The 14502-nt window shown below is 66.7% G+C and carries 13 protein-coding genes; 3 read left to right on the forward strand and 10 right to left on the reverse strand.

From position 1 onward, the window contains the following. Positions 1-38: 38 nt before the first annotated feature. From dnaE to Q9K01_RS07905, 6 genes are all read right to left on the reverse strand, one after another. The gene (dnaE, locus tag Q9K01_RS07880; RefSeq protein WP_305929659.1) at positions 39-3539 is read right to left on the reverse strand and encodes a DNA polymerase III subunit alpha; all 3501 of its coding nucleotides are present in this window, start codon (positions 3537-3539) and stop codon (positions 39-41) included. Between the two features lie 72 nt (positions 3540-3611). Beyond that, the gene (locus Q9K01_RS07885) at positions 3612-3941 is read right to left on the reverse strand and encodes a hypothetical protein (RefSeq protein ID WP_305929660.1); all 330 of its coding nucleotides are present in this window, start codon (positions 3939-3941) and stop codon (positions 3612-3614) included. 21 nt (positions 3942-3962) lie between these two features. Continuing rightward, positions 3963-4442, reverse strand: a complete 480-nt coding sequence (locus Q9K01_RS07890; RefSeq protein WP_305929661.1) for a glutathione peroxidase — start codon at positions 4440-4442, stop codon at positions 3963-3965. A gap of 10 nt (positions 4443-4452) precedes the next feature. Then, a complete protein-coding gene (locus Q9K01_RS07895; RefSeq protein WP_305929662.1) occupies positions 4453-4734 on the reverse strand; it encodes a hypothetical protein in 282 nt (93 codons plus the stop codon). Between the two features lie 62 nt (positions 4735-4796). Then, on the reverse strand, positions 4797-5471 hold the full coding sequence (locus tag Q9K01_RS07900) for an ABC transporter ATP-binding protein (protein ID WP_305929663.1): 675 nt from the start codon (positions 5469-5471) through the stop codon (positions 4797-4799). Then, positions 5464-6705 carry a lipoprotein-releasing ABC transporter permease subunit gene (locus tag Q9K01_RS07905; protein ID WP_305929664.1) on the reverse strand — a complete coding sequence of 414 codons (1242 nt, stop codon included), beginning with the start codon at positions 6703-6705 and terminating at the stop codon, positions 5464-5466. The genes Q9K01_RS07900 and Q9K01_RS07905 overlap by 8 nt, the downstream gene beginning before the upstream one ends. 245 nt (positions 6706-6950) lie before the next feature. Between Q9K01_RS07905 and purF the strand changes: the two genes are divergently transcribed. The 3 genes from purF to Q9K01_RS07920 all read left to right on the forward strand — a co-directional run bounded on the left by purF (position 6951) and on the right by Q9K01_RS07920 (position 9590). Then, entirely contained in the window at positions 6951-8423 is a 1473-nt protein-coding gene (gene purF, locus Q9K01_RS07910) for an amidophosphoribosyltransferase (RefSeq protein ID WP_305929665.1), read from the forward strand. Next, complete coding sequence (locus tag Q9K01_RS07915; RefSeq protein ID WP_305929666.1) at positions 8423-9148, forward strand: SDR family NAD(P)-dependent oxidoreductase; 726 nt, start codon at positions 8423-8425, stop codon at positions 9146-9148. Before purF ends, Q9K01_RS07915 begins: the two co-directional genes overlap by 1 nt. A gap of 103 nt (positions 9149-9251) precedes the next feature. Then, positions 9252-9590, forward strand: coding sequence for a PilZ domain-containing protein (locus Q9K01_RS07920; protein WP_305929667.1), 339 nt, complete (start codon positions 9252-9254; stop codon positions 9588-9590). Between the two features lie 22 nt (positions 9591-9612). Here the strand turns inward: Q9K01_RS07920 and Q9K01_RS07925 are convergent, their stop codons facing one another. The 4 genes from Q9K01_RS07925 to Q9K01_RS07940 are packed head-to-tail and all read right to left on the reverse strand — an operon-like array spanning position 9613 to position 14478. Continuing rightward, positions 9613-10815 carry a serine hydrolase domain-containing protein gene (locus tag Q9K01_RS07925; RefSeq protein ID WP_305929668.1) on the reverse strand — a complete coding sequence of 401 codons (1203 nt, stop codon included), beginning with the start codon at positions 10813-10815 and terminating at the stop codon, positions 9613-9615. Next, positions 10812-12119, reverse strand: coding sequence for an SAM-dependent methyltransferase (locus tag Q9K01_RS07930; RefSeq protein ID WP_305929903.1), 1308 nt, complete (start codon positions 12117-12119; stop codon positions 10812-10814). The genes Q9K01_RS07925 and Q9K01_RS07930 overlap by 4 nt, the downstream gene beginning before the upstream one ends. Positions 12120-12163: 44 nt before the next feature. Continuing rightward, positions 12164-13558, reverse strand: coding sequence for a cryptochrome/photolyase family protein (locus Q9K01_RS07935; protein WP_305929669.1), 1395 nt, complete (start codon positions 13556-13558; stop codon positions 12164-12166). Further along, positions 13555-14478, reverse strand: a complete 924-nt coding sequence (locus Q9K01_RS07940; RefSeq protein ID WP_305929670.1) for a metal-dependent hydrolase — start codon at positions 14476-14478, stop codon at positions 13555-13557. The genes Q9K01_RS07935 and Q9K01_RS07940 overlap by 4 nt, the downstream gene beginning before the upstream one ends. Positions 14479-14502 lie beyond the last annotated feature (24 nt).

Below are 14502 nucleotides of genomic sequence, written 5' to 3' on the forward strand. Positions count from 1 at the left end.
CTCTCTCCCGTGTTCGCTGCCCATTGGCGGGCATGCGCTCAGGCGACGAGACGGAGATGACCCCCACCGCGCCGCGTGGTCAGATGCACATTGGCAAGCCCGGGCACGCTTGCCAAGCGTTCGGCGAGTTCGCCGTCGAGTTTGAAGCCGCTGCCCAGCTTCAGCGTGGGCTCGATCGCCAGTCCGGTGCGCAGCGTAGCGATGACCTCGCCGGTGCCCCCGCTCTCGCCCAGCTCCAGCTGGAGCGCCGCGATCGCGGCTTCCTCGGTGACGTCGAGGCTGAGCATCATTCTTGCGCTGCTGGAGACCTGTTCCAGCGGCACCCCGCCGCGCACGGTGATCCGCGGGGGTTCGTCGGGACTCGGGCTGTCGAGCTCGACCTGCAACAGCAGGCAAGTCTGGTCCTCGGCCCAGCGGAGGAAATTCTCGACCAGGCTCTCCTCGAAGCAGGCGGCACTGAACTGGCCCGAGGCATCGGAGAAATCGGCGCGGACGAAGGGTTTCCCGCGGCGCGTCGTACCCTTGTTCACCTTCTCGATCATCGCCGCCATTACCGCGGGCGCGCGTCCGCCCGCAGGCGCGCCGCCGGTCATCAGCGAGGCATAGCTGCGCGCGCCATTGGCCGAGGCGACCTGGCGCCAGGCCTGGACCGGGTGGTCGGAGAAATAGAAGCCGAAATTGTCGCGCTCATGCGCCATCATGGTCGCGCGCGGCCAGGGCTCGACCTCCTTGAGCCGCAAAGTCTCGCCCTGCTGCGTGTCCTCGCCGCCGAACAGCGCCGCCTGTCCGCTCGAGCGTTCGCGCTCGGCAGCGTCGGCGACCGCCAGCAGCAGGTCGGCATTCGCAAACACCTTGGCGCGGTTGGGTTCGAGCGAATCGAGTGCGCCCGCGCAGGCCAGCGCCTCGAGCTGGCGCGAATTCATCGAGCCCTTGGGCAGCCGTCCGAACAGGTCGGACAGGCTCTCGAACGACCCCGAGGCCTCGCGCTCGGCGCAGATCGCATCCATCGCCTTGCCGCCGACATTGCGGATGCCGGCGAGCGCATAGCGCACCGCATAGCCGTCGTCGGTCTGCTCGACCCCGAATTCGGCGACCGAGGCGTTGATGCAGGGCGGCGCGATCGTCACCCCGCCCGGTCGCAGCGGCGATCGGCGCGCATCGTCGACGAACACCGCGAGCTTTTCCGACTGATGCATGTCGAAACACATCGAGGCGGCGAAGAATTCTTCCGGGTAATGCGCCTTCATCCAGGCGGTCTGATAGGCGAGCAGCGCATAGGCCGCGGCGTGCGATTTGTTGAAACCGTAGCCGGCGAATTTGTCGATCAAGTCGAACAGTTCGTTGGCCTTGCGGGCATCGATCCTCGAGACCGTCTTGCAGCCGTCGACGAAGCGCTGGCGCTGCGCGTCCATCTCCGCCTGGACCTTCTTGCCCATCGCGCGGCGCAGCAGGTCGGCATCGCCGAGCGAATAGCCCGCGAGGATCTGCGCGGCCTGCATCACCTGCTCCTGATAGACGAAGATGCCGTAGGTTTCGGCGAGAATCTCTTCGAGCTTGGGGTGCGGATATTCGATCGGCACCTCGCCCGCCTTGCGCTTGCCGAACAGCGGGATGTTGTCCATCGGGCCGGGGCGATAGAGCGAGACCAGCGCGATGATGTCGCCGAAATTGGTCGGCTTCACTGCCGTCAGCGTGCGCCGCATGCCTTCGGATTCGAGCTGGAAGACGCCGACCGTGTGGCCCGATTTCATCAGCTCGTAGACCGCCGGATCGTCGAGCTCGAGCAGCGCGAGGTCGATGCTGACACCGCGCTTCTCCAGCAGGTCGGTCGCCTTCTTGAGCACCGACAGCGTCTTGAGGCCGAGAAAGTCGAATTTCACCAGCCCGCTGGTCTCGACATGCTTCATGTCAAACTGGGTCACCGGCATGTCCGAGCGCGGGTCGCGGTAGAGCGGGACCAGCTGCGCCAGCGGCCTGTCGCCGATCACCACGCCCGCGGCATGGGTCGAGGAATTGCGCGGGAAGCCCTCGAGCTGCATTGCCAGATCGACCAGCCGCTTCACATCGTTGTCGTTCTCGTATTCGCGGCGGAAATCGGCGGCGCCGTTGAGCGTGCGCGGCAGCGTCCAGGGATCGGTCGGATGGTTGGGCACCATCTTGCAGAGCCGGTCGACCTGGCCGTAGCTCATCTGCAGGATGCGCCCGGTGTCGCGCAGCACCGCGCGCGCCTTCAACTTGCCGAAGGTGATGATCTGCGCGACGTGGTCGTGGCCGTATTTGTCCTGGACGTAGCGGATCACCTCGCCGCGGCGGGTTTCGCAGAAATCGATGTCGAAGTCGGGCATCGACACGCGTTCGGGGTTGAGGAAGCGCTCGAACAGCAAGCCGAGCTTGATGGGATCGAGATCGGTGATCGTCAGCGCCCAGGCGACCAGGCTGCCAGCGCCCGAGCCGCGTCCCGGACCCACCGGAATGTCCTGTTCCTTGGCCCATTTGATGAAATCGGCAACGATCAGGAAGTAGCCGGGAAAGCCCATCTGGTTGATGATCCCGACCTCGTAATCGAGCCGGTCGAGATAGACGCGCCGCTCCTCCTCGCTCATCGCGCCATAGGGCACCAGCCGCGCCTCGAGCCCGGCGCGGGCATCGGCGGCGAGCATCCGCGCCTCGCCCTCGACATCGCCCGCGAGGCTGGGGAGGATCGGCGCGCGGTTGGGCGGCGCGAAGGCGCAGCGCTGCGCGATCACCAGCGTGTTGGCGATGGCTTCGGGCAGATCGGCAAAGCCCTCCTCCATCATGCTCGCCGATTTGACGAAGCTTTCCGGATTGGAGCGCAGCCGGTCCTCGGCATCGACATGCGTCGAGCCGGCGATGCAGAGCATGGCGTCATGCGCCTTGTGCATATGCGGCTCGGCATAATTGGCGGGGTTGGTGGCGACCAGCGGCAGGTCGCGCGCATAGGCGAGCGCGATCAGCGCCTCCTCGGCGGCCATCTCCACCGGATCGCCGCGGCGCGCGAGTTCGATATAAAGCCGATCCGGGAACAGCGCCTGCAGACGGTCGAGCAGGGGTTCGGCATGGCCGGTCTGCCCCTCGGCGAGCAGCCGGGTCACCGCCCCCTCGCTCGCGCCGGTGAGCGCGATCAGCCCCTCGGTGCGGCCCTCGAAATCTTCGAGCACCACATGCGGCTCGAATTCGAGCGGGCGGGCGAGATGCGCCTTGCTGACGAGATGGCACAGATTGTCGTAGCCGGTCTCGTCCTGCGCATAGAGCGGGAGGTAATCGACCTGCTTGCCGGTGCTGCCGTCCTCGCGGCTACGCGCGACTCCGAGCAGCGTCCCGATGATCGGCTGGATACCTTCGTCGAGACAGGCCTTGGCGAACATGACCGCGCCGTAGAGCCCGTTGCGATCCGCGAGCGCGATCGCCGGGAAGCCGCGTTCCTTGGCCAGTTTCGCCATCGCCTTGGGCTCGATCGCGCCCTCGAGCATGGAATAGGCGGAGAGGACGCGCAGCGGAACGAAGGGGGCAAAACTCATGGCGCGGATATGCGCTGCCGGGGTGGATTAGCCAAGGGAGCGGGGGAGTTTTTCCGGCATCGCCGGAAAGGATCAGACCTCGTCGGTGGACCTGATCTTGGCGCGCGTATCGCGCACTGTGGACCAGGCGCCGTAGAGGATCAGTGCGCCGAGGAATATCCACACCCACAGCGGGATGTCCTGTCCGTAGATTCCCAGATAGAGGTAGGCGGAGACGAAGAAGAAGCCGGCGAGCAGCGTCGGCACCACGGTCGAGCGGCCCGCCCGCGCGCGTTTCACCAGCCAGGCGATCGAGGCGAAGAAGAACGGGATCGCACCGACATAGATCGCCCCGAAGACATAGGGGTTCACATTGTACTGCGCGCCGAGCGCCAGGAGCCAGTCGTTGAAGGCATCGAGCATGCGGTTCTCCTGCGCCCGTGCTTAGAGCAGCGCTTCGATATCCGCTGCGATCGCCGCGGGCTTGTCGCTCGGGCCATAGCGCTTCACCACCGTGCCGTCGCGGTCGATCAGGAATTTGGTGAAATTCCACTTGATGGCTTTGGAACCGAGAACGCCCCTGGCCTCCCCCTTGAGCCAGTCGAACAGCGGGCTGGCGCCGGGTCCGTTGACATCGACCTTCGCCATCAGCGGGAAACTGACGCCGAAATTGACCTTGCAGAACTGCGCGATCTCGTCCGCATCGCCGGGTTCCTGACCGCCGAACTGGTTGCAGGGAAAGCCGAGCACCTCAAATCCGCGCTCCCCGTATCTGCGGTGGAGTTCCTCCAGCCCGTCATACTGCGGGGTGAACCCGCATTTGCTCGCGGTGTTGACCACCAGCAGGACGCTGCCTTGCTTTTCCACCAGATCGAGCGGCTCGCCGCGATTGGTGATGACGGTGAAATCCGCGATATTGGTCATGGTTGGTGGCTCATTCCGGGGGTGGGAAATCGTTGCGCTGCGCCAGTTCGGCCACTTCGTCGGCGCGGTATTCGCGGTCGCCGGCCTTCTCGATGTAATAGCGGCGACGCGTTTCCTCGGGCAGGTTCATCATGTGGCGGACGATCTCGGCGAAAGTACCGGTTCGCAACGCCTTGGCGCCGTCGAGGAGGCCGTTGTTCTCGCCGACCTGGTGAAGCGAGGCGCGGTCGTCCCACTGGATTCCGGCGCGGTGGGTGTCGCGGGCGTTGTAGGTGCTCGGGTGGTCGGTCATGCATTGCTCCTTTTCGACGGATCAACGCCCAGACGACAATGTGGGTCCGCCGGCTGGGTCCGTCACTCGAGCAGGCCTTCGTGCAGCCGCAGCACGCGATCCATCTTCGCCGCCAGCCGCTCGTTGTGAGTCGCCACCAGCGCGGCGCTGCCCTCGCCGCGGACCAGTTCGAGGAATTGCGCCAGTACCTTGTCGCTGGTCGCCTCGTCGAGATTGCCGGTGGGCTCGTCGGCCAGCACCAACTTGGGGCGGTTGGCCAGCCCGCGCGCCACCGCGACGCGCTGCTGCTCGCCGCCCGACAACTGGCTGGGCCGGTGGGTCAGGCGATGGTCCAGCCCGAGCGCGGTGAGCAATTCCTCGGCGCGAGACTCCGCTTCGGCGCGCGAACGATCCGCGATCATCTGCGGCAGCACGACGTTCTCTCGCGCATCGAAATCGGGCAGCAGATGGTGGAATTGATAGACGAAGCCGAGATGGTCGCGACGCAGCAGCGTGCGCGCATGCGCATCCTTCTGGTCGACCGTCTTGCCCGCAATGCGGATCTCGCCGCCGAAACCGCCTTCGAGCAGCCCGACCGCCTGCAACAGCGTCGACTTGCCCGAGCCCGACGGGCCGAGCAGTGCGACGATCTCGCCCGGCTGGATCGCCATGTTCACACCGCGCAGCACGTCGATCCGCACCCCGCCCTGTTCGAAGCTGCGGGTCAGCCCGCGCAATTCCAGAACCGGACTATTCATAACGCAACACCTGCACGGGATCGGTGCCCGAGGCCTTGAGCGCCGGATAAAGCGTGGCGAGGAAACTCAGCCCCAGCGCCAGCAGCACGATCAGCGCGATCTCGATCGGATCGGCCTGCGCCGGCAGCGTCGAGAGGAAGCGCACTTCGGGGTCCCAGAGATCCTGACCGGTCACCAGCCCGATGAACTCGACGATCGGCTGGCGGAAATAGAGGACGATCGTGCCGAGGATCAGCCCCGCCACGGTACCGATCGCGCCGACGGTGAAGCCGGTGGTGACGAAGATCTTGAGCAGGCTTCGCCGCGTCGCCCCCATGGTGCGCATGATCGCAATGTCACGGGTCTTGGCGCGGACCAGCATCACCAGGCTGGAGAGGATGTTGAAGGCGGCGACCAGCACCATGAAGCTGAGCGCGAAGGCCATCGCGACGCGTTCGACCTGCAGCGCCTCGAACAGCGTGGAATTGATCGTCTTCCAGTCGGAGACTACCGCCCTGCCCGCCACCGCCTGCGCGACCGGCGCGAGGATTTCGCCCACCCGGTCGGGATCGTCGACCGTCACCTCGATCATGCCCACCGTATCGCCGATCAGCAGCAGCGTCTGGGCATCGGCCATCGGCATCATGACGAAGGCCTGGTCGTATTCGTAGATCCCCACCTCGAAGATCGCCGCGACCGTATAGCCGACCTGCCGCGGGACCGTGCCGAAGGGGGTGGAGCGGCCCTGCGGATTGATGATGGTAATCGTGTCGCCGACCCGCGCGCCGATGTTCTGCGCCAGCCGCACTCCGATGGCGACGTTGTTCGACCCCGGTCGCAGCGCGCTGATATCGCCGCTCACCACCTTGGGCGCCATATCGGCGATGTCCTCGGCGGTGTTGCCGCGCACCAGAATCGCCTCGACCCGGCCGTTGAAGCTGGTCAGCAGCGGCTGCTCGATCAGCGGCGAGGCCTCTACCACGCCGGGAGTCGAGCGCACCTGTTCGAGAATATCCTCCCAATCGTCCATCCGCCCGCCATAGGCCTGGACGATGGCATGGCCGTTGAGCCCGACGATCTTGTCGAGCAATTCGGCGCGAAAGCCGTTCATCACGCTCATCACGATGACCAGCATCGCGACCGACAGCATCACCACACCCACCGATATGCCGGCGACGAGCGCGATGAAGGCCTCGCTCTTACCGGGCAGCAGATAGCGCTTGGCGATGGTCCATTCGAAGGGAGAGAGCAGCAAGATCGGGTGTTCACCGTGCGGTTGCAGGAGTGCAGCGCTCTAGGCAGGCTTTCCTTTCGCTGCAATGAAATCCCTGCCCGTCGCACCCACCGCCGGGCGTTCCGCCGCCACTGCCCGACCGATCACTACAGGGCCAAGCGTTGCACGATCCGTCGCGCTGGCCTTGTAATCGCCGCGTAACATCGCCATTGGCAGGGCGAGCGAACGGACCACTCCATCGGAGCGGCCACTCCATTAGGCGAGCGATGAACTTTACCCATCCCTTCCACGATGCGGACGGCGACAAGCTGCGCGAGGAATGCGGCGTGTTCGGCGCGATCAACGCGACCGACGCTTCCGCGGCGACGGCGCTTGGTCTCCACGCGCTGCAGCATCGCGGCCAGGAGGCGGCCGGGATCACCTCCTTCGACGGGCGCGAATTCTACAGCCGTCGGGGCCTGGGCCATGTGGCCGACAATTTTTCGGGTCAGGACGCTATCGCCGAATTGCCCGGCATGATGGCCGCGGGCCATGTCCGCTATTCGACCACCGGGGGCGCCGGCCTGCGCAACGTCCAGCCGCTCTATGCCGATCTGGCGGGCGGCGGATTCGCGGTGGCGCACAATGGCAATATCTCCAACGCCGGGACGCTGCGCGAGGATCTGGTGCGGCGCGGGTCGATCTTCCAGTCGACCAGCGACACCGAAGTCATCATCCACCTTGTGGCCACCAGCCGCTATCCCACCATCACCGACCGGCTGATCGACGCGCTGCGCCTGCTCGAAGGGGCCTATGCGCTCATCGTCATGACGCCGCAGGGAATGATCGCCTGCCGCGATCCGATGGGCATCCGCCCGCTGGTGATGGGCCGGATCGGCGATGCCACCGTCTTCGCCAGCGAGAGCGTCGCCTTCGACGTGATGGGTGCCGAACTGGTGCGCGAGGTCGAGCCGGGCGAGCTGATCAAGGTCGATTTCGACGGCAATGTCGATTCGCTCCATCCCTTCGGCAGCCACTCGCCGCGTCCCTGCATTTTCGAACACGTCTATTTCAGCCGTCCCGACAGCATCTTCGCCGGGCGCAGCGTCTATGAGGCGCGCAAGGCGATCGGCGCACAGCTGGCGGTGGAAAGCCCCTGCGAGGCCGATCTGGTGGTGCCCGTTCCCGACAGCGGGGTTCCCGCAGCGATCGGCTATGCCCAGCAATCGGGGCTGCCCTTCGAACTGGGCATCATCCGGTCGCATTACGTGGGGCGGACCTTCATCCAGCCGTCGGACGGCGCCCGCCACGCCGGGGTCAAGCGCAAGCACAACGCCAATCGCTTCCTCGTAGAAGGCAAGCGGATCGTGCTGATCGACGATTCGATCGTACGCGGCACCACCAGCCTCTCGATCGTCGAGATGATGCGCGACGCCGGGGCGACCGAGGTGCATTTCCGCGTCGCCAGCCCGCCCACCGCGCACAGCTGCTTCTATGGCGTCGACACCCCCGAACGCTCCAAACTGCTCGCCGCGCGGATGGATCTCGAACCGATGCGGCAGTTCATCAAGGCCGACAGCCTCGCTTTCGTGTCGATCGACGGGCTCTATCGGGCGGTCGGCGACAAGCCGCGCGACAGTGCCTGCCCGCAATTCTGCGACGCCTGCTTTACCGGCGACTACCCCACCTCGCTGACCGATCTCGCCAAGCGCGACGATGCCCAGGGGCAGCTGTCGCTGCCGGTCGGAAAGGTCGCCTGATGACCGATCGCGCACAGCCGCTTGCGGGCAAGACCGCGCTCGTCACCGGATCGAGCAAGGGGATCGGCGCCGCCACCGCGCTGGCGCTGGCCGAGGCCGGCGCGCATGTGGTGCTGACGGGGCGCGATGTCCGCGCGCTCGAGCAGGTCGAGGACCGCATCCACGAGCTCGGCGGCAGCGCCACCATCGCGCCGGTCGATTTCGAGGAGAGCGACGGGATCGCCCGGCTGGCGCAGGCGATCGCCGGGCGCTGGGACGTGCTCGACATTCTGGTCATCTCCGCCGCCTATCTGCCCGCGCTCAGCCCTGTAACCCAGATCGACCGCAAGGAATTCGGACGCGCGGTGACGGTGAATATTCTGGCCACCCAGGCGCTGCTCACCGCCTTCGATCCGCTGCTCAAGCGCGCCGAGGCGGGCCGCGTCATCGGCCTCACCAGCAGCGTCGGCGCCGGACCGCGCGCCTATTGGTCGGCCTATGGATCGACCAAGGCGGCGTTCGACAATCTGCTCGAATCCTACGCCCGCGAGGTCGAGAAGATCGGCAATATCCGCGTCGCCGTGCTCGATCCCGGCGCCACGCGCACCGCGATGCGCGCCAAGGCCTATCCCGGCGAGGATCCCAAGACGGTCAAGCAGCCGGGCGTGGTCGCGAGCCGGATCGTCGAGCTGGTGGTTAACGGCTACGACACGCCCCACCGCGAGAGGGTCGCGGAGCCCGATTAACCAATCGCGCTACCGGTTTGGCAATCAACTTCGCCGACAACCTCCGCACTCGAGGGCGGCCCTATCCGCCGCCCTCGCCCTTTGCGGATCGGGACCGGCTGCCATGACGACCAGAGCTTTCGAGGACAGCTACCAGCGCGCTGCGCAGGAGGATCGCTGCGGCCCTCGTTCGCGGCTCGCCATTCCCGCCCAGCTGCGCGCTTCGGGCGGGCGCGGTTTTCGCACCACCGTGCAGGATCTGTCGATCTCGGGCTTCTCCGCCGCGGCGATCAACCGGATGCACGAGGGCCAGCTGTGCTGGCTGACCATGCCCGGCCTGGCTTCGCTGCCCGCACAGGTGATCTGGTGGGAGGATTGCACCGTCGGTTGCGCCTTCACCGAACTGCTCAGCCCGATCGTCCATAGCGACATCGTCGCGCGGTATGGCGGCGACGGAGGCTGATCCCCGCCGCCGCTTTGTCTTCTCAGTCGAGCTCAGCCAGGCTGGCGGCGATCCCCAGCCACTGCCGCCGCAGATCGCTGCTGGTGGCGGTCGGCCAATTGCTGACCACCGCGACCACCAGATCGCTGTCGGGCACCAGCGTGATCGACTGACCGAAAATCCCCTGAGCGCCGAAATTGCCACCGGGATAGGTCCACCACTGATAGCCATAGCCGAAGCCCTGCCCGCCGAAATCGACCTGCTGCGCGCCCGCTTTCGCGAACCAGCCCTCGGGCACGACCTCGCCGCCGCCCTCGATCACGAACTGGCCGAAGCGCGCATAATCCGCGAGCCGCAGCGACAGGCAGCAGCCACCGACATTGCCGCCGCGCGGATCGGTCATCCAGAACATATCGCCCGCAAAGCCCGCGGGATCGACGATGTTCTGCTTGGCATAGGCGGCGAGCGGCATGTCTACGGCGTTCTCGACCAGCAGCCCGAGCAGATTGGTCTCGCCGGTCTTGTAGACCCATTTCTCGCCCGGAGGGGCCTCGCGCGGCAGCGCCTTCATCTGCGCGACGATGGCATCGGGACCGTATTCGAGCACAAAGCGGTTGAGCTGCGCGACATCGCTGGCGGGGTCGGTGTAATCCTCGTTCCACGCGACCCCCGAGGTCATGGTGGCCAGCTGGCGCACCGATACCTCGTCATAGGCGGAGCCGACGAGCCCGGGCACATAGCGGGTCACCGGATCGTCGAGGCTGGCGATATGGCCATCGCGCAGCGCCGCGCCGAGCAAGGTCGAGGTGAAGCTCTTGGCGACCGAGAAGCTGGTCCAGCGCTGTTCGGGGCCGAAGCCGGCGGCATAATCCTCGAAGCGCACCCGGCCGTCCTTCAGCACCATCACCCCGACCGCATCGGTGGTGGCCATGGCGGCACGGATTTCGGCGGCGAGCGGATCGGGGAGCGGCGCGCCCTCCGGCAGCGGCCGGGGTTGCGGATCGGCCGCGACTTCGTGGCCGGCGAACCAGCTCTCCATGTCGCGGAACCGCGCCGAGCGCGCCGCTTCGTCCCAGAACAGCACCTGCAATTCCTCGGGCGGGCGCTCGACCGCGGGTGTGCGCAGCACCGCCGCACCGTGCGTGGCCAGCATCGCGCCAGCGGCGGGCGGCGTGGCCGTCTCCACGCTGGCGCACGACGCCAGCAGCATTGCCGCCAGCGCGCTCGAAATCATCCGCTTCCTCATCGTCTCTCTCCCTCGTTTTCCTTGATCAAGGTGACCTGATGGACGTCGATCCCGCCCCCGCGGAACCCGCCCTCGCAATACATCAGATAGTAGCGCCACAGCTCGACGAAGCTGGCGTCGAAGCCGGTCGGCAAGCGGTGCTCGGCGACGGCGGTATCGAAGCGCGCGCGCCACGATCGCAGCGTTTCGGCGTAATCCTGCCCGAAATCGCGCTGGTCGGTCCAGCGCAGCCCGCGCTGCTCGGCCAGGCGCCGGAACTCGCTGGTGCGGATCAGCAGCCCACCGGGGAAAACATAGGCTTGGATGAAATCCGCGCTCGCGGCATAGGCATCGAAGAGATCGTCGCGCATGGAGATGTACTGGATCGCCGCGCGCCCGCCCGGCTTCAGATTGCGCGCGAGGCAATCCATGAAGGTCGGCCAGTATTCGCGCCCCAGCGCCTCGACCATCTCGACGCTGACCACCGCGTCGTAGCGCCCGTCGGTGGCGCGGTAATCCTGCATCCGGAAATCGACCCCGCGAGGGTGATGTTTCCGCGCCCAGGCCAATTGCTCCGCCGAGAGGCTGATCGCGGTCACATCGGCCCCGCTGTGCGCAAGGTGCCCCGCCAGCCCGCCCCAGCCGCAGCCGATTTCGAGCACCCGCCCGGCCCCGTCCAGCCGCCGCTCGAGTGCGCTCCACTTGCGCCGCTGCGCCCTCTCGAGATCGCCATCCCCCAATTCGCCATTCCCCAGATCGACCCCCGAGGAATAGCTCATCGTCGGATCGAGCCAGGCCGCGTAGAAATCATTGCCGAGGTCGTAATGCGCCGCGATGTTCTTCTGCGCGCCCGCAGGAGTGTTGCGGTTGAACAGATGCGCCAGCCGAAGCGCGTGGCGGAACGGCCCCTTGGCGCGGGCGGTGTCGCCCAGCCGCTCGGCATGCTGCATGAACAGCGCGAACAGCGGCACCGGATCGGGGCTCCACCATTCGCCCGCTTCCCAGGCCTGGTACCAGCCGACCGAGCCGTTGGAAGCCAGTCGCACCAGAGCGTTCCAGCTGCGCAGTTCGACGGTGCATTCGAACCCCGGTGCACGCCCGCCGAGCCTGCGAGGGCTGCCGTCGGGAAGCGTGCCGTGGATGGTGCCCCGGGTCAGCGCGGCGTCGATCCGGTCGAGCAGCCGGCCCAGCGTCGGCGCGGTCAGCCGCGCCAGCAGGCCGGGCTTGCGCGCGAAACGCTGCGCCCCCTGCAGCAATTCGCGCCCCCGCTCGCTCTGACCCAGATTGGCTGGGCGCGGTTCGCTGTTGGCTCGGGCGGTCTGCATGTCCATCGCCGGTTCCTATCGCGCGGCCTTGCACGACAGGCAAGCTACTCGCCCCGGCTGTCCCGATATGCGGTCAGCGCCCGTTCGCGCGCTTCGCGGTGCTCGACGATCCGCGCCGGATAATTGCCGCGCTCGCCATCGGGCGGATCGTGGATATCGGCATCGCAGAGATGCGCCAGTTCGGGGACGAATTCGCGGATGTAATCGCCCGCGGCGAATTTTGCGCTCTGCGTCAGCGGCGCCATGATCCGCACGAACATGTTGCTGTCCACTCCGGTGCCCGCAATCCACTGCCAGTTGACGCCGTTGTTGGCGTAATCGGCATCGACCAGACAGTCCCAATACCACTGCTCGCCATGCCGCCAGTCGATCAGCAAATGCTTCACGAGGAAGCTCGCAGCGATCATCCGGACGCGGTTGTGCATCCAGCCGGTACGCCACAGCTGGCGCATCCCGGCATCGACGATCGGATAGCCGGTCATGCCCCGCTGCCAGGCGCGCAGATCCTCCGCGATCAGATGGCCGCGGTTCGGATTGCGCCAGACCTCGTCATAGCCTTCGCGATAGCCCGTCCGCGCGTAATCGGGGAACTGGTCGATCACGTTCTGCGCGTAATCGCGCCAGATCAGTTCCTTGGCGAAGGTCTGCCAGCCCTGTCCGCGCCGCCCCTTGAGCGCATGCCAGACCTGCGCGGGGCTGATCTCGCCCCAGTGGAGATGCGGAGACAACCGGCTGGAACCGTCCTCGGAGGGGAGGTTGCGCGCCTCGTCGTACTCCGCGACCGACTCGCTCCATTGCGCCAGCCGCTCCTGCGCAGCGCCTTCACCGATGTGCCAGAAGTCGCGGATCCCCCCCGCCCAGTCGGGGTCGGTCGGAAGCAAGTTCCAATCGTCCAGATCGTCGCTTTCGGGCCATGCCTCGGGCGAGGAGATCGTCCCGGGCTCGCCCAGCGTGTCGCGTGGCGGCATCCGCTCGAGCAGCGACTTCGAGAATGGGGTGTAGATCTTGTAGGGATCGCCCGATCCGGTGGTCACCGCACCCGGCGGGAGCAGGTAATTGCCGTCGTAGAGCTCGAGCGCGGCATCCTCGCCCAGCGCATCGCGTAACTCGTCCTCGGCCTCCTTCCACCAAGGCTCGTAATGGCGGATGGCGTGGACGCAGCGCGCCCCGGTCTGCGCGGCGATGGCGGCGAGAATCTGCGGCGCATCGCCGCGGCGCAGAACGATCCGCGAATGCCGCGAACCGAAACTGCGCGCGAGGCTGTCGAGCGAGTGATGCAGCCAAACCCGCGCCGCACCGCCATAGGCGTGATCGCCCGCGCGGGCTTCGTCGAGCACGAACACCGGGATCACCGGTCCGGCCTGCGCGGCGGCATGCAGCGCGGGCTGGTCGGCGAGTCGCAGGTCGCGCCGCAGCCAGACGATCTGCGGAGCGCTCATGGCGCGGTGCGCACCTGCGGACAGGCCCCGGCTGGAATCTGCACCGAAAAGCGGTCGCCCGCCCTGGAATCGGAGAAGCGCGCGTCGCGCAGCCACAGCGTGCCGTCCTCGCGCGGTTCGACGAAGGGAGTCCGCGACCAAAACAGGAAGGCGTCGATATCCCTGCTGTCGCGCCGGGCTTGGGTGAAATCGCAGCCATCGAGCGGCACCCCGGCGAGCGTGCGCCGATCGGTCATATAGAGCCCGGTGCCTCCGGAGATCATCTCGCGAGCGAGCGAAAAGAAGGGCGGCGGGCTGGCGATGACGACATCGGTCCCGACCGGGCTCGACACCAGACCCGCCTCGGCGCGCGCGGTGATCCAGCCGTTGAGCCCGATATAGAGCGCCGCCACGGAGAGCGCGACCCGCGCGGGCCGGCGCCATTCGCCGCCGCGCTTCTCGCGCCGCAGCGAGAACCAGGTCGCAAAGCCCATCACCAGCCACAACCAGATATCGATGATGAACAGCACATCGCCATAATACCAGGTGCTGGAGAACGGCTCGAGCAGACGGATGCCGTAGACATTGAGCCAATCGAGCGCAGGATGAGACAGGCAGGCGATCAGGCCGAGCGCGTAGAGCCAGCCGAAATGGATCGGCAGGCGTTTGTCAGGGCGCTTGCCTCGCCCGGTCTGCCAGCGGTCGAACCACCACAGCCCGCCTGCAAGCAGCAGCGGCAACAGCACCAGCGCAATCGGCCCGTGGGTGATCCCGCGGCGGAAACCGAGATGCTCCACCCCGTCGAGCCAGAAGAAGCAGGCTGCGTCCACATCGGGCAGGTTCGCGCCGACGATCAGCGCGGGCATCGCGAGCCCCGTTTTACGCTTGAGCCCCGCCTGCCCGATCAACGCGCCGACAAGCGAATGGGTGAGATTATCCATAGGAAGTCGGGTTCACACGAAGCC

It is taken from the genome of Qipengyuania benthica (assembly GCF_030717865.1).
Taxonomy (GTDB): Bacteria; Pseudomonadota; Alphaproteobacteria; order Sphingomonadales; family Sphingomonadaceae; genus Qipengyuania; species Qipengyuania benthica.

Excerpts from the sequence above, each read along its gene's own strand:
- dnaE (WP_305929659.1), bottom strand. The coding sequence starts at position 3,539 with ATGAGTTTTGCCCCCTTCGTTCCGCTGCGCGTCCTCTCCGCCTATTCC.
- Q9K01_RS07895 (WP_305929662.1), bottom strand. The coding sequence starts at position 4,734 with ATGACCGACCACCCGAGCACCTACAACGCCCGCGACACCCACCGCGCC.
- Q9K01_RS07920 (WP_305929667.1), top strand. The coding sequence starts at position 9,252 with ATGACGACCAGAGCTTTCGAGGACAGCTACCAGCGCGCTGCGCAGGAG.
- Q9K01_RS07935 (WP_305929669.1), bottom strand. The coding sequence starts at position 13,558 with ATGAGCGCTCCGCAGATCGTCTGGCTGCGGCGCGACCTGCGACTCGCC.
- Q9K01_RS07915 (WP_305929666.1), top strand. The coding sequence starts at position 8,423 with ATGACCGATCGCGCACAGCCGCTTGCGGGCAAGACCGCGCTCGTCACC.
- Q9K01_RS07930 (WP_305929903.1), bottom strand. The coding sequence starts at position 12,119 with ATGCAGACCGCCCGAGCCAACAGCGAACCGCGCCCAGCCAATCTGGGT.
- Q9K01_RS07885 (WP_305929660.1), bottom strand. The coding sequence starts at position 3,941 with ATGCTCGATGCCTTCAACGACTGGCTCCTGGCGCTCGGCGCGCAGTAC.
- purF (WP_305929665.1), top strand. The coding sequence starts at position 6,951 with ATGAACTTTACCCATCCCTTCCACGATGCGGACGGCGACAAGCTGCGC.
- Q9K01_RS07925 (WP_305929668.1), bottom strand. The coding sequence starts at position 10,815 with ATGAGGAAGCGGATGATTTCGAGCGCGCTGGCGGCAATGCTGCTGGCG.
- Q9K01_RS07900 (WP_305929663.1), bottom strand. The coding sequence starts at position 5,471 with ATGAATAGTCCGGTTCTGGAATTGCGCGGGCTGACCCGCAGCTTCGAA.
- Q9K01_RS07890 (WP_305929661.1), bottom strand. The coding sequence starts at position 4,442 with ATGACCAATATCGCGGATTTCACCGTCATCACCAATCGCGGCGAGCCG.
- Q9K01_RS07940 (WP_305929670.1), bottom strand. The coding sequence starts at position 14,478 with ATGGATAATCTCACCCATTCGCTTGTCGGCGCGTTGATCGGGCAGGCG.